20 protein-coding genes and 1 tRNA gene are annotated in these 24,708 nt (G+C 31.5%); 9 read left to right on the forward strand and 12 right to left on the reverse strand.

Annotated features, from left to right (window positions below; genetic code table 11):
* Positions 1 to 2 precede the first annotated feature (2 nt).
* Positions 3 to 608, forward strand: a complete 606-nt coding sequence (locus ABXT64_RS04120) for a hypothetical protein (RefSeq protein ID WP_443634161.1) — start codon at positions 3 to 5, stop codon at positions 606 to 608.
* Here the strand turns inward: ABXT64_RS04120 and ABXT64_RS04125 are convergent.
* From ABXT64_RS04125 to ABXT64_RS04160, 8 genes are all read right to left on the reverse strand, one after another.
* The gene (locus tag ABXT64_RS04125; RefSeq protein ID WP_443634163.1) at positions 603 to 1,310 is read right to left on the reverse strand and encodes a porin family protein; all 708 of its coding nucleotides are present in this window, start codon (positions 1,308 to 1,310) and stop codon (positions 603 to 605) included. The two genes, ABXT64_RS04120 and ABXT64_RS04125, sit on opposite strands and share 6 nt — an antisense overlap.
* Positions 1,311 to 1,400: 90 nt before the next feature.
* Entirely contained in the window at positions 1,401 to 1,874 is a 474-nt protein-coding gene (locus ABXT64_RS04130) for an ExbD/TolR family protein (protein ID WP_443634165.1), read from the reverse strand.
* A 12-nt stretch (positions 1,875 to 1,886) separates the two neighbouring features.
* Positions 1,887 to 2,510 carry an ExbD/TolR family protein gene (locus ABXT64_RS04135; protein WP_443634166.1) on the reverse strand — a complete coding sequence of 208 codons (624 nt, stop codon included), beginning with the start codon at positions 2,508 to 2,510 and terminating at the stop codon, positions 1,887 to 1,889.
* The gene (locus ABXT64_RS04140) at positions 2,510 to 2,935 is read right to left on the reverse strand and encodes a hypothetical protein (RefSeq protein WP_443634168.1); all 426 of its coding nucleotides are present in this window, start codon (positions 2,933 to 2,935) and stop codon (positions 2,510 to 2,512) included. The genes ABXT64_RS04135 and ABXT64_RS04140 overlap by 1 nt, the downstream gene beginning before the upstream one ends.
* A gap of 17 nt (positions 2,936 to 2,952) precedes the next feature.
* Positions 2,953 to 3,738: a MotA/TolQ/ExbB proton channel family protein gene (locus ABXT64_RS04145; protein WP_443634169.1), complete on the reverse strand. Its 786-nt coding sequence runs from the start codon at positions 3,736 to 3,738 to the stop codon at positions 2,953 to 2,955.
* Positions 3,739 to 3,935: 197 nt separating this feature from the next.
* Positions 3,936 to 4,023, reverse strand: a tRNA-Ser gene (locus tag ABXT64_RS04150).
* An 81-nt stretch (positions 4,024 to 4,104) separates the two neighbouring features.
* Positions 4,105 to 5,133 carry an asparaginase gene (locus ABXT64_RS04155; RefSeq protein ID WP_443634171.1) on the reverse strand — a complete coding sequence of 343 codons (1,029 nt, stop codon included), beginning with the start codon at positions 5,131 to 5,133 and terminating at the stop codon, positions 4,105 to 4,107.
* Positions 5,134 to 5,147: 14 nt separating this feature from the next.
* Positions 5,148 to 5,912 carry a TatD family hydrolase gene (locus ABXT64_RS04160; RefSeq protein WP_443634173.1) on the reverse strand — a complete coding sequence of 255 codons (765 nt, stop codon included), beginning with the start codon at positions 5,910 to 5,912 and terminating at the stop codon, positions 5,148 to 5,150.
* Positions 5,913 to 5,998: 86 nt separating this feature from the next.
* On the opposite strand from ABXT64_RS04160, the gene ABXT64_RS04165 reads away from it, so the two are divergent.
* Genes ABXT64_RS04165 through ABXT64_RS04175 form a run of 3 tightly spaced genes read left to right on the forward strand, consistent with a single transcriptional unit; the run spans position 5,999 to position 9,150 of the window.
* Positions 5,999 to 6,436, forward strand: a complete 438-nt coding sequence (locus tag ABXT64_RS04165; protein ID WP_443634175.1) for a retropepsin-like aspartic protease — start codon at positions 5,999 to 6,001, stop codon at positions 6,434 to 6,436.
* Positions 6,437 to 6,496: 60 nt separating this feature from the next.
* Positions 6,497 to 8,521 (forward strand): tetratricopeptide repeat-containing sensor histidine kinase, encoded by a 2,025-nt coding sequence (locus tag ABXT64_RS04170; protein ID WP_443634177.1) that lies wholly within the window; start codon positions 6,497 to 6,499, stop codon positions 8,519 to 8,521.
* On the forward strand, positions 8,518 to 9,150 hold the full coding sequence (locus ABXT64_RS04175; RefSeq protein WP_443634180.1) for a response regulator: 633 nt from the start codon (positions 8,518 to 8,520) through the stop codon (positions 9,148 to 9,150). Before ABXT64_RS04170 ends, ABXT64_RS04175 begins: the two co-directional genes overlap by 4 nt.
* 304 nt (positions 9,151 to 9,454) lie before the next feature.
* Here ABXT64_RS04175 and odhB read toward each other — a convergent pair whose 3' ends face one another.
* Both odhB and ABXT64_RS04185 read right to left on the reverse strand, forming a co-directional pair.
* Positions 9,455 to 10,663: a 2-oxoglutarate dehydrogenase complex dihydrolipoyllysine-residue succinyltransferase gene (gene odhB, locus ABXT64_RS04180; protein WP_443634182.1), complete on the reverse strand. Its 1,209-nt coding sequence runs from the start codon at positions 10,661 to 10,663 to the stop codon at positions 9,455 to 9,457.
* A 32-nt stretch (positions 10,664 to 10,695) separates the two neighbouring features.
* Positions 10,696 to 13,452: a 2-oxoglutarate dehydrogenase E1 component gene (locus ABXT64_RS04185; protein WP_443634184.1), complete on the reverse strand. Its 2,757-nt coding sequence runs from the start codon at positions 13,450 to 13,452 to the stop codon at positions 10,696 to 10,698.
* 110 nt (positions 13,453 to 13,562) lie between these two features.
* Between ABXT64_RS04185 and ABXT64_RS04190 the strand changes: the two genes are divergently transcribed.
* Complete coding sequence (locus ABXT64_RS04190) at positions 13,563 to 14,099, forward strand: alpha-ketoglutarate decarboxylase (RefSeq protein ID WP_443634186.1); 537 nt, start codon at positions 13,563 to 13,565, stop codon at positions 14,097 to 14,099.
* Here ABXT64_RS04190 and ABXT64_RS04195 read toward each other — a convergent pair.
* Positions 14,096 to 15,067, reverse strand: a complete 972-nt coding sequence (locus tag ABXT64_RS04195) for a polyprenyl synthetase family protein (protein ID WP_443634188.1) — start codon at positions 15,065 to 15,067, stop codon at positions 14,096 to 14,098. The genes ABXT64_RS04190 and ABXT64_RS04195 overlap by 4 nt on opposite strands.
* Before the next feature lie 104 nt (positions 15,068 to 15,171).
* Between ABXT64_RS04195 and ABXT64_RS04200 the strand changes: the two genes are divergently transcribed.
* The 4 genes from ABXT64_RS04200 to ABXT64_RS04215 are packed head-to-tail and all read left to right on the forward strand — an operon-like array spanning position 15,172 to position 21,892.
* A complete protein-coding gene (locus ABXT64_RS04200; RefSeq protein ID WP_443634189.1) occupies positions 15,172 to 15,837 on the forward strand; it encodes a TetR/AcrR family transcriptional regulator in 666 nt (221 codons plus the stop codon).
* Positions 15,838 to 17,184, forward strand: coding sequence for a TolC family protein (locus ABXT64_RS04205; RefSeq protein ID WP_443634191.1), 1,347 nt, complete (start codon positions 15,838 to 15,840; stop codon positions 17,182 to 17,184).
* 39 nt (positions 17,185 to 17,223) lie between these two features.
* The gene (locus ABXT64_RS04210) at positions 17,224 to 18,390 is read left to right on the forward strand and encodes an efflux RND transporter periplasmic adaptor subunit (protein WP_443634193.1); all 1,167 of its coding nucleotides are present in this window, start codon (positions 17,224 to 17,226) and stop codon (positions 18,388 to 18,390) included.
* 10 nt (positions 18,391 to 18,400) lie between these two features.
* Entirely contained in the window at positions 18,401 to 21,892 is a 3,492-nt protein-coding gene (locus tag ABXT64_RS04215) for an efflux RND transporter permease subunit (RefSeq protein WP_443634195.1), read from the forward strand.
* 62 nt (positions 21,893 to 21,954) lie between these two features.
* Here ABXT64_RS04215 and ABXT64_RS04220 read toward each other — a convergent pair whose 3' ends face one another.
* Positions 21,955 to 24,681: a TonB-dependent receptor gene (locus ABXT64_RS04220; RefSeq protein WP_443634197.1), complete on the reverse strand. Its 2,727-nt coding sequence runs from the start codon at positions 24,679 to 24,681 to the stop codon at positions 21,955 to 21,957.
* Positions 24,682 to 24,708: the final 27 nt, after the last annotated feature.

The following is a 24,708-nucleotide window of genomic DNA, read 5'->3' on the forward strand; positions in this document are numbered from 1 at the left end:
AAATGAATTTTTTTTTACGTTTAGCCGCCTATATATTTCATCCTTTATTTATTCCCTTATTAGGCGCTATTACTTATTATAATATAACTCCGCGCTATAATGAATCCTTAATAGTACAATCAAAGATTTTTGCTATTATAATCATTACGTTACTTATTCCTATCATTACCTTCTTTTTATTGAAAAATTTAAATGTTATTACATCTATTCATTTAAAGAATGTAGAAGAAAGAAAGTATCCGTTAATGATTCAATGTATTTTAATATTACTCATTATTAAAATGGTGTTTTCACCTTATGAGAGCATTGAAATGTATTATTTTTTCTTGGGGATTTTATGCACAACCCTTAGCGCATTAATGCTTGTATTTTTCAAATTTAAAGCAAGTTTACACCAAATGGGCATTGCGGGTATCACTATGTTTATTATAGCATTAAGCGTCCATTTTAAAGTTAACCTATTAATGGGTATCGCTATTTTTTTTATTTGTAATGGCTGGGTGGCATCATCTAGATTACACACAAACTCGCATACGGTACCAGAGCTAATTACTGGTTTTTTTATTGGGATAATTCCCCAATTAATTATGCTGAATTTTTGGTTATAGTATATAAAATATTATTCCAATTTTTAATGCTTTCATTTCTATTTTTTGTCCGCCTGTGGTTATCGCATCATTATTGAAAAACGGATTTAAGCTATAATAGGCGAAAAAATTAAATGTGCTATATCCAAAACTTAATGTAGCTCCTAACCGTAAGGATTCAAATTCATTAATACTCGATTTTGAAATTTTCAATTCAGATTGCTTAAAATTAGCATTATTCCAAAAGGAATATCCTATTCTTATCCCTGTATATACTCTCCAAAACTTAAATGTAGATCGTGTAGAGCTTCTCCATCTAAATTCAAAAGGAACTTCAACCGTAGCAAAACTAAAACGATTACGGTCATAATCTACATCACTATCTAATACCGAAAAGGTTGTTTGACCATCAACGTTTTCATTAATAAAAAGATTATGCCCAAATTGATCTAATGTTAATCCTACTCCTAAGGCAACAGCTATATTTCTTTTTTCATTAATAGGCATATCTCTAAGAAAGCCCAATTGTATTCCTCCAGAAACTCCATTAAGCTTTACTCCTGAAGGCGCTGAAGATATAAGGTTATAAGTAACTCCCATATAAAATTGATCTTCTCGATAATGATCATCGCTCTCTATTGGAGGTATAGAATCTTGAGCCATCATTAAATAGCTTAAAAAAGTTAAGATATAGGTTAAGATATATTGGTTATTAAAAAACATAGGTTAAAGATAAAAGTAATTTGATGATTACTAAAAAAAAAGCGCCTTGATTATATCAAGGCGCTTTTTATAAAATATTTTAGAATGTTTCTATTGATCTAACTCATTACCATTTGCGGTAATATAAATTAGTTTCAACATATTTGCTTCTCGTAGTTCTTGTTTAATGTCTGAAACTAAACCTGTATTAGTCTCTTCATCTACTTTTAAAGCAACCATAACTTTATTTTGAAGTTCAGGACGTAATTTACCTCTTAAACCTTCAAGCGCTGGCTTTAAATTTGTAACATCTGTATATTTATCTCCTATTTGGATTCTACCTTCTGTACCATATTTATCCTTATATGCATCACTTGGTTTACCTGCATAAACAAAAATTGACCTATCTTTTTTAAGCTTTTCGACTTGATCAGCTTTAGGTAATTTATTTTGCACTAATAAACTACTATCTCTTAATACGGTTACAACCATAAAGAAAAATAATAACATAAATACAATATCGGGTAAAGATGCTGTAGAAATTGGAGGCAATGCACCCGTTTTTTTCTTATTAAATTTTGACATATCTGTTTAAATTTATGATCCTTTCTTTTTCGGTTCTGCTTCTGATAATTTTTGAGGAAATAATGTCTGTATATTTTTCAATTTTTCTTCTGTACTAGATACATCGCCATTGAAAGTTCCTTCGCTAATAGCTTTTTTAACTTTAGTGAATTTCCAACCGTAAAGACGTTCTGACTCTCTATCTCTAAGAAAATTATACGCAGCAACTAACTCATTTTGTACATTAATGTACATTTTATAAGAAGTAAGCCTATCATTTTGTAAAGATATAATCGCTTTTTCAGGATTATCTGAAGAACTTGAGCTTCTATTTCCTTTACAGTAGTTACAAAATTCTGCACTATTAGACGCTGCTCCTCCATTATCCAAGAAATCAACTGCAGCTTGACGTAAATCTTTGAGCTGCATTAATTCTTCTTCAACAAGTAATTGATCATTTTTATTTACATTAACTACAAACAAATTCTTCTGCTTAATAATAGGAGGTTTCTCCGTTGGAGGCTCAATAGGAGGCAACTGTCTTGCAATCCCTTTATCTTTTTCAATCGTAGTCGTAACTAGGAAAAAAATAAGAAGTAGGAATGCGATATCTGCCATAGATCCTGCATTAACTTCGGGTGTTGCTCTTCTTGCCATTATTTTGCTATTTTTTTAATTCCGCTTAATACCATTGCACCTACCGCTATAATAGCTAGAAGGTAAAAGGCATATAGTCCTGTTCCCGCCCATTTTGAAGCGCTTTCTGACATCATTGTACCATCACTCTTTATCATTGGTGTACCATCAGCTAATACGTAAGCTATGATTACTACAACCAAGAATGCGCCGATAGTTATAAGAGTTTTCTTAATATCACCAGCAAGAATTCCTTTTAATACAAAAACAATGACAAAAAATAAAACAATCGCAAATGTTATATAAGCTACAAATAAATATCCGTCTACTCCCTCACCAGTTGCTTGTACAACCTCATCACCTTTAGCGACAATCATTGCAAGGAAGATAATTCCAGCAACACTAAGAATTAATGCTACTATTTTTAAAATTTTATGTAATCCCATTCTATATGGTTTTAAAATTATTTTTTGTTTTTGTAATCTACTAACATATCTATTAATGTGATAGATGCATCTTCCATACTATTTACAATGCTATCAATTTTTGCAACAATGTAATTATAGAATACTTGAAGTATAATCGCTACGATAAGACCAAATACAGTTGTTAATAGTGCAATTTTAATACCTCCTGCTACAAGAGATGGATTCATATCACCTGCTGCTTGAATTTTATCAAATGCAGAAATCATACCAATTACTGTTCCCATGAATCCTAACATAGGTGCTAATGCGATAAATAATGAAATCCAAGAAACATTTTTCTCTAATTGCCCCATTTGTACTCCACCGTAAGCAACAACAGCTTTTTCTGCTGCTTCAACACTTTCATCAGCTCTATCGAGCCCTTGATAGTAGATAGAGGCTACAGGTCCTTTCGTATTTCTACAAACTTCTTTTGCTGCTTCAATACCACCACTACTTAATGCATCTTCTACATCTGTAGCTAGTTTTTGAGTATTGGTAGTAGAAAGATTTAAATAAATAATTCTTTCAATAGCAATTGCTAAACCAAGAATAAGACATAAAAGTACAATCCCCATAAAACCAGGACCTCCCTCTACAAATCGTTCTTTTAATTCTTGATGCCATCCTGTTTCCTCCTCTGCAGGAGCGGCTTCTTCTTCTTGAATAGATGTAACTGTGGCTGTAGTTACTGTTGACGAACTACTTATTGTTGCATTCGCGTTAAATGTCCCCGCAAAAATAATTGCGGCAATTGCCAAAATAGAAAATAATTTTTTCATTGCTATCGACTTAAAGTCTGTTTTTAGTTAAAGGTTTAAAGATATAAAAATATTTAGTAAAATTCCAAGTTAATATTCTGAAGAGAGGAAATGATAAAATTATTATTTCCAAACCCCCTTTATTTACACTGAATGAAAACATTATTATTGAATTTACATTTAATATAAATGTAACTACTCTATACATTTTTCATTTGCAGAGAGGAAGGGATTCGAACCCTCGATACGCTTTTGGCGTATACACACTTTCCAGGCGTGCGCCTTCGACCACTCGGCCACCTCTCTAATTAATAATAATTCAATGAGCCAAACGGATGGGCAAATAACAAAAAAAAAACAGGGTAGGGAAATATTTAACACGAAAATTTATAACATTTCACCCCTAAGTTGGGTTTCAAAGTTGGTTTTGAAGCTATTAGCCTCAACATTTTTCCCCAATAAATACATTAATTTTGCAAGTGCAGCTTCAGTTGTGCAATCTTTACCCGATATTACTCCGATATTTCTTAACTGAATACTCGTTTCATAATAGCCCATAGCAACACTTCCACCCGAACATTGTGTTATATTAACTACAGGAATTCCTTTTTCAATGATATTTGTGATAGCTTCTATAAACCATTTTCTATTGGTTACATTTCCACTTCCATAGGTTTCCAAAATCAAACCTTTCAAATTAGGATAGTCTAATAAATACTCCATTGTTTCCTTATCTAATCCTGGAAACATTTTTATTAATAAAATATGTGACTCTAGTTTTTTATGCACTTTCAGCTTTTTAACAACTGATGCTCTAATCAATGCCGCGTAATTTATAGTAAGGTGCACTCCACTTTCAATTAAAGGTGGATAATTTAAAGAAGCAAATGCTTCAAAATGTTCCGCATTTATTTTAGTGGTACGATTAGCTCGATATAATTTATATTCAAAATACAAACCTACCTCTCTAACAACTGGCAAGCCATTTTCTTGTAATGCTGCAATTTGAATGGATGTAATTAAGTTTTCTTTTGCATCAGTACGCAAGTCACCAATTGGTAATTGAGATCCTGTAAAAATTACAGGTTTATTCAAGTTTTCTAGCATGAAACTCAATGCAGAAGAAGTATATGACATGGTATCGCTACCGTGCAACACTACAAATCCATCAAAATTATCATAATTCTCCTCTATCATTATTGCGATTTCCACCCAATAATTAGGATTCATATTTGAACTATCTATAGGCTCTTCGAAGCTTGTTGTCTCGATATGGCAATCCAATAAGTTTAATTCAGGGATATGATTTAGCAATTCATCAAAATTGAAATTTCGCAACGAACCTGTTTCAAAATCTTTTATCATACCAATAGTACCACCGGTATAGATAAGGAGTATGTTTGGTTTACTATTCATATATAATTTTGCTGCTAAATACCAAAAACATTTTTCGAGTTATTTGTTGTAATTCTTGCGACTTCATCTTCAGAAATAGTATATATCTCTGAAACTTTCTTACAAATATTTGTTAGATAACTACTCTCGTTTCTTTTTCCTCTATAAGGAACTGGTGAAAGGTAAGGTGAATCTGTTTCTAAAACAATATGTTTTATATCAATCTCATTTAAAAAAGTGTCAATCTTTCCGTTTTTGAAAGTAACAACTCCTCCTATACCTAATTTCATATTATATGAAATAGCCTTTTGCGCCTGTTCTTTAGTTCCTGTAAAACAATGAAATATCCCGAATAAATCCGCCCCTTTTTCTTCTTCTAACACCTCGAATACCTCCTCAAAAGCATTTCTACAATGTATAACAATAGGTAGTTTATATTTTTTTGATAATTGGATTTGGTATTTGAATGCTTTTTTTTGAATTTCTAACGTTGAAGAATCCCAATATAAATCTATACCTATTTCACCTACTGCAAAAAAGTTTCTGTTTCTAAATTGTTCTTCGACTATAGCTAGTTCTTCTTTGTAATTATCTTTGACAGAAGTTGGATGGAGTCCCATCATTAAAAATACTTGCTTAGGGTAGTCTTTTTCTAATTGATACATGGAAGGTATATATGCTGAATCAATAGCTGGTATAAAAAATCGACTTACCCCATTATTCATTGCCCTTTGAATCATTTCCTTACGATCATCATCAAAAGAATCACTATATAAATGTGTATGTGTATCTGTTAACATAAATGCAAATCTAATCGATTGAGACCTATAATAACTCACCTAATTATTAATTATTTTGTTTGCTATCTTTACTCAAAAAAAAATGAATGTCGAATTTAAGAAATCTTCTTGAAAATAAAGGGTTTCATCGTATCCCATTAATAAAATTGAATACTGGCCACTATAAATTAAGAATAAAAATTAATAAGCAAAAAGGCGACTTTATCCTAGATACTGGAGCTTCTACAAGTTGTATCGGTTTTAAAAGTATAGCTTACTTTCATTTATCAAGTGAAGAAAGTGAAATAAAAGCAGCAGGAGCCGGTGCCGTAGGGATGATGACGAAAATTTCAAAAAAAAATTCATTTTCTGTTGGTTCTTGGCACCTTAAAGAAATGGACTTTGTACTGTTCGATTTATCACATGTAAATGAGGCACTTCAACAAACAAATGAAAAAGAAGTTCATGGAATTCTTGGAGCCGATTTCTTAAAAAGAACACGTTCTGTAATCGATTATGGAAGGAATTGTCTTTATATTACCTAAAATTGACTTTATTAAACTTTATTTTTATACATTTAAAATTCCCTCATAGAACTTAATATATTGAAATACATACGGTTAATTTTCATACTATTTATCCTAAATGCCTTAAGCGTTAATGCTCAGGATGTTAATTATTATAAGTCAATAATTGACACAACACAAAACCTCTCTTTAAAATTAACTGCACTAGATTCTATAGTGTCCAAAAGTTTCAAAAATGATAATGACTTATTTATTGAATCAAGCATACAATATATTGAAGTAGCTAAGAAAGTTGACAGTTTTGAATATGCAGCAAAAAAAGCTATAAATCTTCAGTATATACTAACCAACTTTAAGAGTGAACCTAGAAAAGCAGTAACTATAATTGATGACGTTTTAGCTTACAAATCTAAAATTAAAGATAGTTTTTTATTGGGAGGTTTATATTTAAAAAGAGGTGGAGCAAACTTTCGATTAGATTTAAAAAAAGCTATTATTGATTATACAAATGCATTGCAAAATTTTTCAAAGTCTGATTCATTATATGTTGCAGATACCTATCTTTTTAGAGGTCAGGCAAATTCTAAATTAGGGAACTTTGTTAAAGCTGGTGAGGATTACAAAAATGCTTATCAATATTTTGAAGCATTAAAAGATTATCAGTATATGCTTTTTGCAAAACAAGGTAATATTACCATGTTTAGTATGAATGGCTTTTTTGATAAAGCCAAAATTGAAAGAGACCTACTAATAGAAAAATTAATTACTTTAGATTTAAAAGAATATTTAACTACTGAATATTATAATCAAGCCCTTGATTATAAAAAAATAGGGGATAATAAAAAGCATATCCAATTTTTATTGAAGGCAGAAAGAACAATGATAAAAGTATCTGAAGATGAAGACAATGATTATAGTTTTAACTTTATAGTGATACATTCAAAGTTATCAGAATATTACAGCAATAAATACGATGTAGAAAAAGCTGAATATCATTTAACTTTAGTAGATGCTTTTAAAGATAAAATTGAAGGTGATTTAATTTCTGAATCTAGTTATTATGGTTCAAAGTCACTGTATTACAAAGCATTATCTGATTACAATAAAGCATTAGAATTTGCAGAAAAGAAATTAACAAGTGCTAAAAAATTGAATTATGGAGGAGAAGTAATGGACGCCCATTTCATATTATCTTCTATATATTCAGAAATGGGTAATTATAAAAAAAGTCTTGAAAACAAAGACATGTATACTACCATAAAAGATTCTATCTTTAATCAAAGTAAAACAAATTCACTCGCTTATTATCAAACTTTATATGAAACTGAGAAAAAAGAAAAAGACTTAGTTGAAAAAAATACCAATATAAAATTATTAGAAAAAGACAATGATTCATTTAAAAAATTGGTGGGAATTTCAATACTATCAACTCTCTTAATTTTTGGTTTAATAATTCAATTTAAAAATCAACAAAACTTAAAAAACACTCAAGAGGTTCAAGAAAAATTTAGTCAAAAACTTATTCTTTCTCAAGAAGAAGAAAGAAAAAGAATATCTAAAGAATTACATGACGGTTTAGGACAAAATTTATTAGTATTAAAAAACAAATTAATTTCTTCTGGCGATGAAATTTCAAGGAAAATGGTAGATTCTAGCATTGATGAATTGCGTACCATTGCAAAAGATTTACACCCATTTCAATTACAGGAATTAGGAATAACAAAGGCGATAAAATACACCTTAGAACAAATTGATGAAAACACACCCTTGTTTATTACTTCTGAAATGGATGATATAGACGGGGTATTTATAAAAGAACAAGAAGTTAATATATATAGAATCGTTCAAGAATGTTTAAGTAATATAATTAAACATTCAGATGCTGAAGCGTGTAAAGTAAATATTAAAAAAACAAATAAACTCATAACAATTATAATTAAGGACAATGGCAAAGGCTTTGATTTTGCGAAAAAATATTATAATGTAAAATCTCTTGGGCTTAAAACTCTTCGGGAGAGAACTAATTTTTTAAATGGTAATATGAAAGTACAGTCTAAAAACGGAGAAGGAACAATTATAAAATTTGAGTTTCCAATTGTATGAAAAATTTAACTATCATAACAGCAGATGATCACCCTCTTCTTTTGAAAGGCTTAAATGACTTTTTAATAGAAAAGAATTTTAATATTATTGGGAGTGGAAATAATGGTCAAGAAGCTTATGACTTAATTGTAGAAAAAAAGCCAGCTATTGCAATTTTAGATATCCAAATGCCCTCTATGTCTGGAATAGAGGTCGCTGAAAAATGCAAAGCGAATAATTTAGACACTAAAGTAGTGTTAATCACATTTCATAAAGAAGAAATACTCTTTCAAAAAGCGAAAGAGTTTAATATATTTGGATATATCTTAAAAGAGTTTGCTATTGAAGAAATAGAAACTTGTATAGAATCAGTTTCAAAAGGAATCCCTTATTTCAGTAAAAAAATCAAACAGTCTTTAAAAGGAAATGCTTTTAATGATAGTTCTTTTGAATCTTTAACTCCTTCTGAAAAGAAAATTCTTAAGCTTATAGTAAAAGATAAAACGAATAAAGAAATCGCATCAATCTTATTTATTTCATATAGAACCGTAGAAAAACATCGAAGCAATATTATCAATAAGTTAAAACTTGAGCAGAAAACCAATAGTTTATTAATTTGGGCAAAAGAGCATCAAGGATATTTACTCTAATTTATTGCTACTTAAAAAACTACGTGTTTATACTTATTTTATTATTCCATAAAATGTCAGAACTTTATACCTTAAAATAAAGGTATGTTGATGGAAAGCGATATAAGAAAAAATAAAACAAAAAAGGCGGTATTTATATCAGTCTTTGTTTTAGTAGTTGCAATTGTTTTATTAAATATTGTATCGTTTTATTTTTCAAATAACTAAACAGCACAAGAGGTTAATAATCTTGTAAACTAACCAAACTAAAAACCCTTTTCAATTAATTCGAAAAGGGTTTTTTTATTATCAATATATTAATTTTTTATAATTCTAAAGCTGATTGTATCTTATTCTCCATCAACAACTCTGTTGGATTTTCTAATGCTTCTTTTATGGCAACTAAGAAACCAACCGACTCTCTTCCGTCAATAATTCTATGATCATAAGAAAGTGCTAAATACATAATTGGTCTTATTTCAACCTTTCCATTAATTGCAACAGGACGTTCTACTATATTATGCATTCCTAAAATTCCACTTTGAGGAGGGTTTAAAATTGGAGTTGATAACATACTCCCAAATACACCTCCATTTGAAATAGTAAAAGTACCACCAGTCATTTCATCTACTGTTATTTGTCCATCTCTTGCTCTTATAGCTAAACGTTTTACTTCAGCTTCTACCCCTCTAAATGATAAGTTCTCAGCATGTCTTATTACCGGAACCATCAATCCTTTAGGTCCAGAAACTGCAATCGAAATATCTTTATAATCATAGAGAATTTTATAATCTCCATCTATCATTGAATTTACTTCAGGAAATAATTCTAAAGCTCTTACAACAGCTAATGTAAAGAACGACATAAACCCAAGTCCTACTCCATGCTTTTCTTTAAATTGTACTTTATATTGCTTACGAATGTCAAAAATAGCAGTCATGTCCACTTCATTAAAAGTGGTTAACATCGCAGTTTCATTTTTTACAGTAACTAATCTCTCTGCTACTTTTCTGCGAAGCATTGAAAGTTTTTTACGATTTGTACCTCGTTCTTCTTCACCTTGACTTCCCATTGAAGGAACTGCTTTTACAGCATCTTCTTTAGTAACTCGTCCATCTTTTCCAGTGCCAAGAATTGAAGTTGTATCCATTCCTTTTTCACTTAATATTTTTCTAGCTGCTGGAGAAGGTGTTCCCGTTGCATAAGAAGTTGTTTGTGGCGCTGAGACAACAACTTTTTCTTCCGCTTTTTCAACTGTTTTAACTTTAGAAGTTTCACTAGCTCCTTCAGGTTTAGTCGCTTCTGTATCTATTAAACAAACCACTGCTCCAACTGCTACTGCATCTCCTTCTTCAGCTTTTAAGGTAATCATTCCACTTGCTTCCGCAGGCAATTCTAAAGTAGCTTTATCGCTATCAACTTCAGCGATTGCTTGGTCTTTTTCTACCCAATCTCCATCGGCAACTAACCATTCAGCTATTTCTACCTCTGTGATTGACTCTCCTGGTGAAGGAACTTTCATTTCTAAAATCATCTTTCTAAAATATTAAATATATTGAAATTGTATTATCTCTGATTGTTTTTTGTTTTATCAAACACGAAGTCTATTACTTCTTGATGACGTTTTTTTGAACGTACTGAACTACCTGCAGCTGGTACACCATAAAGTCGTCTTGTTGCAGCTCTAAATGTTTTCACTTCATCTAAATTCATCAATAAATGACTATAAGCACCCATGTTTCTTGGTTCTTCTTGAGCCCAAACAACATCATCAGCATTTCTGTACTTACTAATTATTTCGCGTATGTTTTTAACTGGAATAGGAAAAATTTGTTCTAATCTAACTAAAGCTACATCTTCTCTATTTAGTTTTTCTCTTTCTTCTAATAAATCATAATAGAATTTTCCTGTAACAAAAACCAATGTTTTAATTTGATCCGTTTTTGCTTTTTCATCATCAATTAGCATTTGAAAGCTTCCATTTGCAAAGTCATCAACACTTGAAACTACTAATGGATGACGCAATAAACTTTTTGGAGTAAAAACAATTAATGGTTTTCTATAGTCAGCTTTCATTTGTTTACGAAGCAAATGATACATATTTGCTGGTGTTGAACAATCAGCAATAAACATATTATCGTTAGCACAGAGTTGTAAATAACGTTCCATTCGTGCTGAAGAGTGTTCTGCTCCTTGGCCTTCATATCCATGAGGTAATAGCATTACTAATCCGTTTTGTAATTTCCACTTATCTTCTGCTGCCGAGATATATTGGTCTAACATAATTTGTGCTCCATTACTGAAATCGCCAAATTGTGCTTCCCAAATGGTAAGTGTTTTAGGACTTGCCATAGCATACCCATAATCAAAACCAACCACGGCATATTCGGAAAGTAGTGAATTATAAATAGAGAATCTTCCTTGTTGATCACTAATATTATTTAACAAAACAATTTCTTCTTCGCTATTTTCAACTTTAACTACTGCATGACGATGCGAAAACGTTCCTCGTTCTACATCTTGGCCTGAAACACGTACATCATATCCTTCTTCCAATAAAGTGCCATACGCTAAATGTTCTGCCATTGACCAATCTAACCTATCTTCATCAAACATTGTTTGTCTTGACTGGACAAGGCGATCAATTTTACGAATAAATTTTTTGTCCTTAGGCAAATTAGACAACACTTTCGTAATTTTTGCTAGTCCCTCTTTAGCATATTTAGTGTCTACAACCTGCATCATTTTATTCACATCTGCAGTATTGTAATCTACCCATTCATTACTCATGAATGGTGTAATTACTGTATTCTTTATTTTTCTAGAATCCTCTAATTTTTCCTCTAATGAATCTTTATACTCTTTTTCTAATTTTGAAATATAAGTCGTATCGATAATTCCCTCTTCAATTAGTTTTTCTGCATAGATATCTCTTGGATTTTTATGCTTTGCAATCGCTTTATATAAAAGAGGTTGTGTAAATTTTGGCTCATCTCCTTCATTGTGTCCATATTTTCTATAACCCAATAAATCGATAAAGACGTCGCGTTTAAATTTCATTCTAAAATGCAATGCAAATAAAACGGCATGTACCACAGCTTCTGCATCATCTGCATTGACGTGCAATACAGGAGATAATGTTACCTTTCCAACATCGGTACAATAAATACTAGAACGTGCATCTAAATAATTGGTCGTAAAGCCTATTTGATTATTTACTACGATATGAATGGTTCCATTCGTTTTATAACCCTCCAATTGCGCCATTTGCACAATTTCGTATACAATTCCTTGACCTGCAATTGCAGCATCTCCATGCACAACTATTGGTAAAACTTGCGATGGATTATCGCGGTATTTATCATCTTGTTTTGCTCTCGCTATTCCTTCAACAACAGCTCCAACTGTCTCAAGATGTGATGGGTTTGGCGCAATGTTTAAATTTATTTTTTTACCTGCATCAGTGATTCTATCACTCGTCCATCCTAAATGGTATTTTACATCACCATCAAACACTTCTTGCTCATAATCTTTACCATCAAACTCACTAAAGATATCTTTAGCAGATTTTCCGAAAATATTAGTAAGAGTACTTAATCGTCCACGATGTGCCATTCCCATGACAAATTCTTTAACATCATATTCTGAAGCTTTTTCTATTAAAGCATCAAGGGCAGGAATTAATGATTCTCCTCCTTCTAAAGAAAAACGCTTTTGACCAACATATTTGGTATGTAAGAAGCTTTCAAAAGAAACAGCTTCATTTAACTTTCTAAGAATATATTTCTTTTCATCTGAAGAAAACTTAGGTTGATTATCATTTATATTTAACTTACTTTGAATCCATGCAATTTCTTCTGGCTGACGAATATATATATATTCTACCCCAATAGAATTACAGTAAATTGCTTCTAAATGTTTACGTATCTCACGAAGTGTTTGTCTACCAATACTTAAAATTTCTCCTGCATTAAAAACTGTGTCCAAGTCATTTTCTGAAAGACCAAAATTTTCAATTTCTAAAGAAGGTGCATATTTTCTTCTAGCACGAACAGGATTAGTTTTAGTAAATAAATGACCTCTTGTTCTATAACTGTCAATTAGTTTTACTACTTGAAACTCTTTTGAAAGACTTTCTGAAAGACTTTCTGAAATATTTTCTTCAATCTCAACATTCAAGCCTAAGTTTTCACTACCAAAGTCGTAGCCTTGAAAAAATGCCCTCCAACTTGGTTCTATTTTATCAGGGGTTTTTAAATATGTATCGTAAAGTTCTGCGATATAAGAAGGGTGAACCGCATTTAGAAAAGAATATTTGTCCATAAATGGATACTTAAAGTCGTATTTTTAGTGTAAAACAATACAAAAATACAATAAATCCCTAAATTACATCTTTCTATTGTATAGATTTATGTTAAAATAAAAATAAAAAAATGATGGTAAAAAAATCGATTACTTTAAATTGGAAAAAAACGGCTTTACTATTAATTATAATAAGCTTTAGTCTTTCTCTTTCTGCTCAAAATCAAGAAAAACAATTTTGGGACCATATACGATTTGGTGGAGGGATTGGTTTAAGTTTTGGAGATGGTTTTTTTAGCGGAACGCTAGCTCCAAGCGCTATTTATAAATTAAATGACCAATTTTCGATGGGAGTAGGCCTAAATGGAACCTATAACAAACAGAAAAACTTTTATTTTTCTACAATTTTTGGAGGCAGTGTAATAGGTCTTTTTAATGTTTTGCAAGAATTACAGCTTTCTGCTGAATTTGAAGAGTTAAACGTATCTAGAACATGGGATGATTCATTAGGATTTGTAGACGACAATTATTGGTATCCCGCCTTGTTTTTAGGCGCTGGATATTCTACAGGAAATGTAACCGTTGGTGTAAAATACGATGTGCTTTATGATGAAACTAAAAGTGTGTATGCTGATGCCTATATTCCTTTTATAAGAGTTTATTTTTAAACCTTTCGCTTCATTAACATTTCACCAAAAGCACGAAGCGTGTTTTTATGTTCTTCTGCAATTGCAATAGTTTCTAACACATCATTCGCTTTTTGCGTATAAGCTTCAATTTCATTTTTAGTAGCTTCCGCTGCACCCGTACTTTCAAATAATTGTTTTACTCTTTTAATTTTTTCTGAAGGGTTTTCTGGAGTTCGATTAAAAAATTGTTCTAACTCTGTGGCTTCACTAGGAGTACAATTCTGTAATGCTTTTATATATAAAAATGTTTTTTTGTTCGCAATAATATCACCTCCAACTTGCTTTCCGAAACTAGTAGGATCTCCAAATGCATCTAGATAATCATCTTGCAATTGAAATGCGATACCTATATCTCGTCCAAAATTATAACAACCTTCTTTACAAGAATCTGAAGCCTCCCCAATTATTGCTCCCATTTTCATAGCTGCACCAATTAAAACTGAAGTTTTATATTCAATCATTGTAAGGTATTCTGAAATGGTTACGTCATTTCTACTCTCAAAATCAACATCATATTGTTGTCCTTCACAAACTTCTAAAGCCGTCTTACTAAATAGTTTTGCTAATTCTTGAAATGTTTCTGCTGAATAACCTTCAAATAATTGATAGGCTAAAATTAACATCGCATCGCCTGAAAGAATACCTGTATTTAAATCCCACTTTTCATGTACTGTTATATTACCTCGACGAATGGGTGCCTTGTCCATAATATCATCGTGGATGAGTGAGAAATTATGAAATAACTCTAAAGCTACAGCAGCAGGGATTGCTTTTTTAAAATCATCTTTAAAAAAATGACACGTCATTAAGGTTAAAACCGGACGAAGTCTTTTTCCTCCTAAAGACAATATATATTGAATAGGTTCATATAATTGTTTAGGTTCTCTATCTATTATAACTTCTGAAAGATAATCTTGTAAAACTATACTATACTTTTCTAAATCCATTAAACTTAAATTATTTCAACAAAAATACGAGTTGCAAACAAATAAACAACTATTGGCTAAATTTTAAAATAAACTTCTTGAAAAATTAAAACTTTGTTAAAACTTTGGAAACTTTTATTGTTTTTAAAGTTTCCATTCTTATATTTGCAGCCAATATGAAAGATTCAATATTACAGAAAGCAGTTGATATGTTTTTAAGCTATGGCTTTAAAAGCGTAACTATGGATGATATAGCCAACGAAATGGGAGTCTCAAAAAAAACGCTTTACAAGTATTTTTCTAACAAAGAGAGATTAGTTGATGAGACTACATTGGTAGTTCAAGAAAAAATAGATAGCATTATTAAGGAAATTATGAGTGCAGGATATAATGCTATTGAAGAAAATTTTGTTATAAAAAATGTTTTTAAAGAAATGTTTAAAAAGGCAAAAACTTCCCCAATGTATCAATTAAAAAAGTATTATCCAGATACCTATAATAAATTAATGGAGGTTGAATTATGTACGTTCAGCGAATGCATTACATCTAACCTAGAAAAAGGAATTAAAGAAAAAGTATATCGTAAAGATATTGACAAGGATATGGTTATGAGATTTTATTTTATCCTAGTCTTTGGGGCACATGAAAGCGATCTTTTTAGTAGTAATATGTCTGATATGCTACAAATTGAATTAAAAATACTAGAATATCATACAAGAGCAATTGCTACTTTAAATGGCATTTCAGTTCTTGAAAAACAACTAACACAAATTAATCAAACAGCATCTTAAATGATAAGAATAATTTTATATACAAGTTTTCTTTTATTGTCAAGCTTAAGTTTAGCACAAGAAGATAAAAAAGAATATAGCTTTACATTGGAAGAAGCAATCACTTATGCATTAGACAGTAATTATACTGCTATTAATGCAAGACGTGATGTTGCAAAAGCGATAAAAAAGAAGTGGGAAACAACCGCTTCAGGACTGCCACAAATTAGTGCTGAAATCAAATACCAAAATAATTTAAAACAGCCTATTACACTACTTCCTGGAGAAATTACAGGCGGGTTACCAGGAACTTTCGTGCCAGTTACTTTTGGAACAAAACAAAATGGATCAGCTACCGCTACTTTAAATCAATTAATTTTTGATGGCAGCTATTTAGTCGGCCTTCAAGCTGCTAAAGTATTTTTAGATTTTTCAAAAAATTCTGAAGAAAAAACCAATCTTGAAGTTAGAAAAGGTGTCATTAATGCCTATGGAAGTGTGTTATTATCTGAAGAATTGATTTCTATCTTCAAAAAAAACAAAACTACTTTAGAAAAAAATCTTTATGAAACACGTAAAATTTATGAAAATGGATTTACTGAAGAAGAAAGCGTTGAGCAATTAGAAATTACGTTACTTGATATTGAATCACAATTAAGCAATGCAAAACGCACAAAAACGATAGCCAATCAAATGTTTAATCTAGCGTTAGGAATTGATGTTTCCGAAAATGTAACATTAAAAGATGATTTAGCATCATTGGCTTATAAAAACACCACGCTAAGTTTTTTAAAAGCTTCTTTAAATTTTGAAAATAATATTGATTATAAAATAGCTTCAAATTTAACGCAACAAAGAAGTTTAGAATTAAAACTTGAAAAAAGTAAAGCACTCCCTACCCTATCTGCATTTGTAAATTATGGCACGAGTGCAAACAGTGAAAGTTTTACCTTTTTTGATTCTGAACAAATTTGGTATCAATCCTCTCTTTTAGGATTATCAATGAATATACCTATTTTTAGTAGTGGTATGAGAGGAGCTAAAACTCAACAAGCACGAATTGCTTTAGAACAAGCAGAAACAGATTTTAAGTACACGCAACAAAATATTTTATTAGAATTAAACTCAGCAAAAAGCAACTATCAGTTTGCTATTGAAAATTATGAAAATGCTAAAAAAAACCTATCTCTTTCAGAACGGATAGAGGGCAAAAATCAAGTAAAGTTTAAAGAAGGTCTTTCTACTAGTTTTGATTTACGTCAGGCACAAACACAATTATATTCCGCTCAGCAACAATATTTTCAATCAATGCTAGAGGTAATTACATCAAAAGCAAACTTAGAAACTATATTAAACAGTCCTAAATAAATACAGGCATCCTAATCACGAAAATAAATTATTCAACAAATGAAAAATATATACGTCCTTATTGTAACTACTCTTTTATTAACTTCATGTGGAGGAGATAAAAAATCGGTTGAAAGTATCATTGAAAAAGAAAATTTAGTAGACATTCGAACTAAAAAAAATGAAATCTCAAATCAAATTCAAGAGCTTTCAAATCAAGTAAAACAATTAGATGTTGCAATTGCTAAATTAGATACCGTCAAAAAAATACCATTAATTACAACATTTACTGCTAAGCAGAGTGTGTTTAATCACTTTTTAGAATTACAAGGTAATGTGCAAACAAAAAAGAATATTCTTATATATCCAGAAATGTCTGGAATATTAACCAAAGTGTTTGTTAAAGAGGGTCAAAAAGTTTCAAAAGGACAATTACTTGCAAGAATCGATGACGGTGGATTAAGACAGCAAGTTGCACAAATGCAAATACAAGCAGACTTAGCAAAAACTACATTTGAACGTCAAGAACGTTTATGGAATCAAAAAATTGGTTCTGAAATAGAATTTTTACAAGCAAAATCTACCTATGAAGCTCAATTAAAAGCAGTAAGCCAAATGCAAAGTCAATTAGCTAAAACAGGAATAAGAGCTCCTTTTTCAGGTATTATTGATGATATAATTACGGAGCAAGGTACTGTTGTTGCTCCTGGTCAATCTCAATTAATACGAATTGTAAACTTAAGCGATATGTATATAGAAACAGATGTGCCAGAAAGCTATTTATCATACATTACAGTTGACAAAAAAGTACAAGTAGAGTTTTCTGTCTTAGGGAAAACTATGGATGGGAAAATTCGCCAAACAGGGAATTTCATTAATCCCGCAAATAGAACTTTTAAAGTAGAAATTGCAGTTCCAAATAAAGATCGAAGTATAAAACCTAACCTTACTGCTAAGCTTAAAGTTAATGATTACACTAACGAAAAAGCACTTTTAATACCACAAAGTATTATTTCAGAAAACGCCAATGGAGAGCAATATATTTATGTTGTTAAAAACAAAAGCGCATCAAATGAGGGTGTTGCTGAACGTATTATTATTGAAACTGGAAAAACCCAAGGTGATGTTATTGAAGTTTTAAAAGGCCTTGAAAATGGTGCGGAAATTATTCAAGAAGGCGCTAGAAGTGTTAAAGACGGGCAAATTGTAAAAGTGTTAGATATATAAACCAACCACTATGACTAATAATAAAAACAAAAAGAAAGTAGAAAAGGAGTTTGGTTTATCGTCTTGGGCAATAAACAACAAAACCACTATGTATGTGGTAATGGCTCTTATGTTCTTCTTAGGAATTTCTGCTTTTTTCGAAATGCCAAGAGAAAATTTTCCTGAAATTAAAGAAACTAAAATTTATATAAGTTCTGTATTTCCAGGTAACACAGCTGAAGACATTGAAAAATTAATAACTGATCCTTTAGAAGACAAATTAAAGACGGTTAATAATATGACCAAAATCACCTCAACTTCACAAGAAGATTACTCCATGGTAATTGTTGAGTTTGACGAAGTTGTCACCATAGCAGAAGCCAAACAATTGGTGAAAGATGAAATAGACTCTGAAACTTCAAGCGAAGACTGGCCAACATTTAATGGTGCCAAAATAGAACCTAATGTTTTTGCATTAAGTATGAGTGAGGAAATACCAATTCTTAACATTAATATTTCTGGTGATTATACAGTAGAAAAATTAAAAGAGTTTGGTGAACATCTTCAAGATGAAATTGAAAACCTGAATGAAATCAAGAAAGTAGAAATTCGTGGTGTTCAAGACAAAGAGGTAGAAATAGCGGTAGACATCTATAAAATGATGGCTGCACAAGTGAGTTTTAGCGATGTGATTAATGCAATAAGTGGCGGTAACGTAACAATGTCTGCTGGTAACCTTATTTCAAGTGGTCAAAGACGTACCATTAGAATTTTAGGTGAAATTGAAAATCCTTCAGAATTAGAAAATTTTGTTGTAAAATCTGAAAACAACAATCCTATCTATTTAAAGGATGTTGCAGAAGTATTTTTTAAATCTAAAGACAAAACCACGTATGCTAGAGAATATGGCCACCGTGTTATTATGCTTGATGTAAAAAAACGTGCAGGCAAAAATATGGTAGCAGCAGCAACTAAAATTTATGACATTGTTAACAAAGCTAAAGAAGATGTTTTTCCTACAGATCTAACAGTAACAGTTGCTAACGATCAGTCTACTAAAACAATTGGACAGGTAGATGATTTAGTTAATAACATCATTTTTGGAGTTATTTTAGTAGTAACCGTATTAATGTTCTTTTTAGGGTTTAAAAATGCCGTTTTTGTTGGTTTTGCAATACCAATGTCCATGTTTATGTCTTTAATGATTTTAAATATGCTTGGCTATACACTTAATACTATGATTCTTTTCGGTCTTATTATGGGGCTTGGAATGCTAGTAGATAATGGTATTGTAGTCGTAGAAAATGTCTATAGGATGATGGACAAGGAAGGCATGAGTCCAATACAAGCTGCCAAGAAAGGAATAAGTGAAATTGCATTTCCAATTATTATTTCTACCGCAACTACAGTAGCCGCATTTATTCCGCTTGGTTTATGGCCTGGCGTTATGGGAGAATTTATGAAGTTACTACCTATAACTCTAGCAACCGTTTTAGGCTCATCATTATTTGTAGCTATCTTTTTTAATTCGGTTTTAGTTTCAGATTTCATGAGTATTGAAGATAAAAATATGCCACTTAAAAAGATTATTAAAAACTCTATAATAATAGCAGCAATTGGTATTCTTATTTTCATTTTTGGAGGCGAATATAGAGCACTAGGAACCTTAATGGTATTTACAGCTATTATGCTTTGGGTATACAGACTGTTTTTACGTAAATGGGCAAATAGTTTTCAAAACAAAGTATTGCCAAGGTTAGAAAATTGGTATGAAGGTGTTTTACGTGGTGCATTATCTGGCAAAACGCCCTATTGGTTAGTTGCAGGTACGTTTACTTTATTAATTGTCTCATTTATGGCTTTCGGATCATCTGTTAGTTCACAAAGAACAAAAATAGAATTCTTCCCAGATAATAAACCAAATCAAATTATTGTCTATCTAGAATATCCTCAAGGGACAGATATTGAAAAAACGAATGCAATTACTAAGGAAATTGAAACAAAAGTATTTACTGTTTTAAATGATTCTCAATATATGGACGGTGATCACAATTTTCTAGTAGAAAGCGTTGTATCCCAAGTAGGTGAAGGTGCTGGAAACCCACAAACTGATGGTGGATCTGCTGCAGAAATGCCGCACAAAGGAAAAATCACAGCATCCATGCGTGAGTATAAATATAGAAAAGGAGAAGATAGTGAGCAACTTCGTCAAAAAGTTCAAGAAGCATTAGTTGGCATTTATCCAGGTGTTTTAATTTCGGTTGAAAAAGATGCTGCTGGACCACCAGCTGGACCACCAATTAACATTGAAATTGAAGGGAATGATTATAGCGAGTTAATTGCTGTTGCCGAAAAAATGAGAGACTTTATAAACGGTAAAAATATTCCAGGAATCGATGAATTAAAGATTGATGTTAACAAAGATAAACCAGGAATGCAGGTTCTAGTTGACAGAGAAAAAGCTGGTGAATTAGGTGTTAACGCCTCTCAAGTTGGACAACAATTACGTAATTCTATTTTTGGAGCAAAAGCTGGTATTTATAAAGAAGACGGCGAAGATTACGATATATATGTTCGTTTTAATAAAGAAAATAGATATAATACTAGTGCTATATTTAATCAAAAAGTTACATTTAGAGATATGGCTTCTGGCCAAATCAAAGAGATTCCGGTATCTACGATAGCAAGTCAATCTAACAATTCTGGTTTTAGTGCTATTAAGCATAAAGACACTAAACGTGTTGTAACCGTTTATTCAGCATTATCTCCTGGATTTACTGATGCCGGAGCAATTGTCGCTCTAGTGCAAAACGAAATGAAATCTTATGAAGGTTTGCCAAAAGATATTAAAATAGATTACACAGGACAAATTGAAGAACAAAATAAGCAAATGGCCTTTTTAATGGGAGCACTGTTTACTGGTTTAGGTTTAATTTTCTTCATTTTAATTTTCCAGTTTAACTCCATTTCAAAACCAACAATCATTATGATTGCGATTCTTTTAAGTCTAATAGGTGTGTTCGGTGGTTTAGTGATATCAGGAAATCCATTTGTTATTATGATGACGATGATGGGAATTATTTCATTAGCAGGAATTGTAGTAAATAATGGTGTGGTACTCTTAGATTATGCACAATTACTTATTGATAGAAAGAAGCACGATTTAGGATTAGAAGATAAGGCCTATTTAGAAACCAACGACTTATATGAAAGTATTGTTACTGCGGGTAAAGCACGTTTACGCCCTGTATTATTAACAGCAATAACAACCATTTTAGGACTAATACCTTTAGCTATTGGTTTTAATATCAACTTTTTTACTTTGTTTAAAGATTTTGATCCTAATATATATATGGGAGGAGATAATGTTATTTTTTGGGGCCCTTTAGCTTGGACCGTTATTTATGGTCTACTTATAGCAACATTTCTAACTCTAATCGTTGTGCCAATTTTGTTCTTTTTAATCACAAAGTTTAAAATGTGGTTGCGTTCAAAAAGAACTACAGAGGCTGTATCTGCATAAAATTTTAAAACAAAAAACCCTCAACAATGTTGAGGGTTTTTTTTATTAATTAAAAGGATTGTTTAAAACTTAAACGTTAAACCTCCATTTATTATCATACCATTAAATCCAAACTGATTTACTTCCCAAGGATATTTAAAACGTCCTCCTAAGTCAGTTACAAAATCTCCTTGTGTTTCAATTTCATCTGGATAAACATCAAGTAAATTATTTGCTGAAGCAAATAGTGAGAAGTTTTCGCTAAGATTGAATCTTACAATTAAATCTGTAATAATTTTACCAGCAAAAGTTTGATCATAATCTGCATCATCAACTGGTAATAAAGCACCACCAGGTCCTAATGGAGCACCATTCAAACCGTTGTTAGAGTGCATCCAAGTAACTTCACCGAAATAAGTATTATTCAATGTGAAATTAAATTTACCAATATCATAGTCAAGACCTAATAAAACTTTTGTTTTTGGTCTTGATGATACAATTCTAGATTGTTCTTTTCTATTAAAAATATCATACCCATTTTCACCTAAAATACCTGGAGCTTCTAACTGAAGTCCATCTGTATTTGGATCACTATCATTATTAGTAATTTCTGTTTCATTAAAATTTGCAGCTAAAGTAGCTCCAAAAGTACCTGAACCTAAATCAATATTAGATAAGGATGCAACTAAATCAACTCCACTCGTTCTTGTATCTACTGCATTCACAAAGAACTTTAAACTAGTGATCGAATTTGCATCTAAAATCTCTTCTACAGGATTTCCAGGAGCACCAGGAGCGCCATCGATATATCCAATTTCACCCGTAAATAGCACACGATTTTCAACTTCTACCCTGTAATAGTCTACTGATAGTTTTAATTTTGGAGTTACTTTATACGTAATTCCTGCTGCAATATTTGTTGATTCTTCAGCTGTTAACTGAGGTACACCTAAACCTTCTCTAATTACTGGATCTACATTATTAAATGTTCCTTGATTAGAAATAGTACCACCAGAAACTAACGTCTGAATATTACTTAAATAGATTTGATGTAATGAAGGAGCTCTAAATCCAGTACTATAAGAAGCACGAATTGCACCTTGATTATCACCTAAGATATAACGACCATTCACTTTCCAAGAGGTATTATCTCCAAAATCACTAAAGTCTTCATAACGTACGGCACCACCTAACAATAATTTTTCAGTTGCTTCAACTTCTAAATCAAGATACACACCATAGTTATTTCTATCAGCTCTTATTGCATTAGCGGGTTGTAATCCTGGAAAAGATTGTACTCCATCAGCAAAATAAGATGCTGATTCACCGGCAAAAGAATTAAATCTCTCATCTTTATATTCAGCTCCAAAAGCGACACTAACGATTCCAAAAGATCTAGAAAAATCTAAATTTGCAATTGCATTACTAAAGGAATAAGCACCTACGTCGAAAGATGTTGGGCTACTAGCACCTAAAGCTGGGTTAAGACTATTATTCACTTCATAATTTACAGCATTTCTACCATAAGTACCACTTAGGTCAGCATTAAATCCTAACATCTCAAATTCAACACCAACTACATTGTTATTATCTGTAACTTTTGTTTCGAACGTTGGTTGAAACCCTTGGTATTCTGTTCCTTCATCATGTAATAAAAAATGAGGATCTGGCACCCAATAAGGAGTTCTATATAAGGCAAAACTTGTACCTTCTCTATAAGTAATACCTCCAAAAGAATACAATTTTCCTTTTCCATTTTTAAATGGAAGTCCTAAGTTGTAAAACACATCCCCTTTAAAAAGCTCAGGTTGACCAACAGTCATTCCTAAATCTGGATTTTCACTTAACCATTGAGACCAATCTGGGTTATCTGCTGCAACACCAAATAGAACATCTTCACCAGGAGTTCCTGCTCTATTGGTTTCTTCTTGCTTATAGTAACCAAAAGTCATATTAAGAAAACCTCCGTTATCTCCAACTTTTAAACCTGTATTAATGTCTGCTGAAAGATTAAATCCATCACCTTCAGAAGTTACTCCTGAAGAAAAATTAACCGTTGTCGTTCCAACATCTTCTCTTAAAACCATATTTATTACACCTGCAATTGCATCAGATCCATATTGAGCAGAAGCTCCATCACGCAATACCTCAACTCTTTTTAAAGCTGCTGCGGGTATACTTTTTAAATCTACACCAACTTCTCCTTTTCCTGGAGTATCATTGATATAGACTAAAGCACTTTGATTTTTACGTTTTCCGTTCACTAAAACTAATGTTCTACTAGGTCCCAATCCTCTTAAATCTGCAGGATCAAAATGCGCAGTTGCATCAGAAACTGTTTGGTTTGTAGAGTTAAAAGAAGGCACCTTATAGGTTAACATCTTATCTACAGTTGGTTGTCCTGTGCTTTTTAAATCAGCCACAGAAATATTATCAACCGGCACTAGTGAAGTTAAAACCGTTCTAGGTTTTGCTCTATTTCCAACAATAACTACTTCATCCAACGAAACTCCATCACTTAATGATATTGTCCCTGCATTGTTTGATGTTACTTCAACTTCTTGCTCAGTTGAGCCTACAGAAGAGATAACTAACGTTACCGGAAGACTTGGCACTTCTAATTTAAAGTTTCCGTCGAAATCTGTTGAAGCCCCATTGGTTGTTCCTTTAACAACAACACTAGCTCCGGGCAAAGGAGCATTTGTACTTGATTCAGTTATTGTACCTGTTATCGACTCTTGTGCAAAAATAACAAGAGGAAAAAACAGCAATACCAACAAGATTTTTTTTGAAAGTAAATTTTGTTTCATATTATAAATAGATTGATTAATAATATC

The organism is Candidatus Marifrigoribacter sp. Uisw_064, from assembly GCF_047730175.1.
Taxonomy (GTDB): Bacteria; Bacteroidota; Bacteroidia; order Flavobacteriales; family Flavobacteriaceae; genus Marifrigoribacter.